Annotated in this window: 2 rRNA genes; both read right to left on the bottom strand. The window is 52.7% G+C overall.

Annotated elements, in window-relative coordinates:
• Positions 1–13: 13 nt before the first annotated feature.
• Positions 14–129 (bottom strand): 5S ribosomal RNA (gene rrf, locus N7640_RS25485).
• 140 nt (positions 130–269) lie between these two features.
• Positions 270–3,161: ribosomal RNA gene (locus N7640_RS25480) — 23S ribosomal RNA — on the bottom strand.
• Positions 3,162–3,195: the final 34 nt, after the last annotated feature.

Raw genomic sequence — 3,195 nt, 5'->3', positions numbered from 1 at the left:
TTGGGTGATAGGAGCTTGACGATGACCTACTCTCACATGGGGAAACCCCACACTACCATCGGCGATGCGTCGTTTCACTACTGAGTTCGGGATGGGATCAGGTGGTTCCAACGCTCTATGGTCGTCAAGCAATTCGGTTGCTGTATCGGTGTTGAGTCGCTACAGCGAATTGGGTATGTGATGTCTTGGCTTTGCGGTTCTTAGCGAACTTTCGGTTCGTTTGTCGACTTCACCATCGACCCACAATCGTCAGATTGTTTGGGTGTTATATGGTCAAGCCTCACGGGCAATTAGTATGGGTTAGCTCAACGCCTCACAGCGCTTACACACCCCACCTATCAACGTCGTAGTCTTCGACGGCCCTTTAGGGAGCTCAAGGCTCCAGTGAGATCTCATCTTGAGGCAAGTTTCCCGCTTAGATGCTTTCAGCGGTTATCTTTTCCGAACGTAGCTACCCGGCGATGCCACTGGCGTGACAACCGGAACACCAGAGGTTCGTCCAACCCGGTCCTCTCGTACTAAGGTCAGCCCCTCTCAAATCTCAAACGTCCACGGCAGATAGGGACCGAACTGTCTCACGACGTTCTAAACCCAGCTCGCGTACCACTTTAAATGGCGAACAGCCATACCCTTGGGACCGGCTTCAGCCCCAGGATGTGATGAGCCGACATCGAGGTGCCAAACACCGCCGTCGATATGAACTCTTGGGCGGTATCAGCCTGTTATCCCCGGAGTACCTTTTATCCGTTGAGCGATGGCCCTTCCATACAGAACCACCGGATCACTAAGACCTACTTTCGTACCTGCTCGACGTGTCTGTCTCGCAGTCAAGCGCGCTTTTGCCTTTATACTCTACGACCGATTTCCGACCGGTCTGAGCGCACCTTCGTACTCCTCCGTTACTCTTTGGGAGGAGACCGCCCCAGTCAAACTGCCCACCATACACTGTCCTCGATCCGGATGACGGACCAGAGTTAGAACCTCAAGCATGCCAGGGTGGTATTTCAAGGATGGCTCCACGCGAACTGGCGTCCACGCTTCAAAGCCTCCCACCTATCCTACACAAGCAGGCTCAAAGTCCAGTGCAAAGCTACAGTAAAGGTTCACGGGGTCTTTCCGTCTAGCCGCGGATACACTGCATCTTCACAGCGATTTCAATTTCACTGAGTCTCGGGTGGAGACAGCGCCGCCATCGTTACGCCATTCGTGCAGGTCGGAACTTACCCGACAAGGAATTTCGCTACCTTAGGACCGTTATAGTTACGGCCGCCGTTTACCGGGGCTTCGATCAAGAGCTTCGCTTGCGCTAACCCCATCAATTAACCTTCCGGCACCGGGCAGGCGTCACACCCTATACGTCCACTTTCGTGTTTGCAGAGTGCTGTGTTTTTAATAAACAGTCGCAGCGGCCTGGTATCTTCGACCGGCATGAGCTTACGGAGCAAGTCCTTCACCCTCACCGGCGCACCTTCTCCCGAAGTTACGGTGCCATTTTGCCTAGTTCCTTCACCCGAGTTCTCTCAAGCGCCTTGGTATTCTCTACCCAACCACCTGTGTCGGTTTGGGGTACGGTTCCTAGTTACCTGAAGCTTAGAGGCTTTTCCTGGAAGCATGGCATCAACCACTTCGCGTCCTAAAGGACACTCGTCATCAGCTCTCGGCATTAAGACCCCGGATTTACCTAAGGTCTCTGCCTACCACCTTAAACACGGACAACCAACGCCGTGCTGGCCTAGCCTTCTCCGTCCCCCCATCGCAGTAACTAGAAGTGCGGGAATATTAACCCGCTTCCCATCGACTACGCATTTCTGCCTCGCCTTAGGGGCCGACTAACCCTGCGTCGATTAACGTTGCGCAGGAAACCTTGGTCTTTCGGCGTGCGAGTTTTTCACTCGCATTGTCGTTACTCATGTCAGCATTCGCACTTCTGATACCTCCAGCAAGCTTCTCAACTCACCTTCACAGGCTTACAGAACGCTCCTCTACCGCGTCACTTACGTGACACCCGTAGCTTCGGTGTATGGTTTGAGCCCCGTTACATCTTCCGCGCAGGCCGACTCGACTAGTGAGCTATTACGCTTTCTTTAAAGGGTGGCTGCTTCTAAGCCAACCTCCTAGCTGTCTAAGCCTTCCCACATCGTTTCCCACTTAACCATAACTTTGGGACCTTAGCTGACGGTCTGGGTTGTTTCCCTTTTCACGACGGACGTTAGCACCCGCCGTGTGTCTCCCACGCTCGGCACTTCCAGGTATTCGGAGTTTGCATCGGTTTGGTAAGTCGGGATGACCCCCTAGCCGAAACAGTGCTCTACCCCCTGGAGTGATACGTGAGGCGCTACCTAAATAGCTTTCGAGGAGAACCAGCTATCTCCGAGCTTGATTAGCCTTTCACTCCGATCCACAGGTCATCCGCTAACTTTTCAACGGTAGTCGGTTCGGTCCTCCAGTCAGTGTTACCTAACCTTCAACCTGCCCATGGATAGATCGCCCGGTTTCGGGTCTATACCCAGCGACTAAAGCGCCCTATTAAGACTCGCTTTCGCTACGCCTCCCCTATTCGGTTAAGCTCGCCACTGAATATAAGTCGCTGACCCATTATACAAAAGGTACGCAGTCACCTAACAAAGTAGGCTCCCACTGCTTGTACGCATACGGTTTCAGGTTCTATTTCACTCCCCTCTCCGGGGTTCTTTTCGCCTTTCCCTCACGGTACTAGTTCACTATCGGTCAGTCAGTAGTATTTAGCCTTGGAGGATGGTCCCCCCATATTCAGACAACGTTTCACGTGCGCCGTCCTACTCGATTTCACTTCTAAGACCTTTTCGCGTACAGGGCTATCACCCACTATGGCCGCACTTTCCAGAGCGTTCCGCTAAAATCAAAGAAGCTTAAGGGCTAATCCCCGTTCGCTCGCCACTACTAAGGGAATCTCGGTTGATTTCTTTTCCTCAGGGTACTTAGATGTTTCAGTTCCCCTGGTTCGCCTCTTGCACCTATGGATTCAGTACAAGATACCTAGGTTATCCTAGGTGGGTTCCCCCATTCAGAGATCTCCGGATCAAAGTCTGTTTGCCGACTCCCCGAAGCTTATCGCAGGCTACCACGTCTTTCATCGCCTCTGACTGCCAAGGCATCCACCGTATGCGCTTCTTCACTTGACCATATAACCCCAAGCAATCTGGTTATAGATTCGTA

Origin of the sequence: Pseudomonas sp. GD04015 (assembly GCF_029837675.1) — a bacterium.
Classification (GTDB): Bacteria; Pseudomonadota; Gammaproteobacteria; order Pseudomonadales; family Pseudomonadaceae; genus Aquipseudomonas; species Aquipseudomonas paralcaligenes.
Note: the sequence above shows the minus strand (reverse complement) of the source record. Positions and strands in the feature narration are given on the sequence as shown.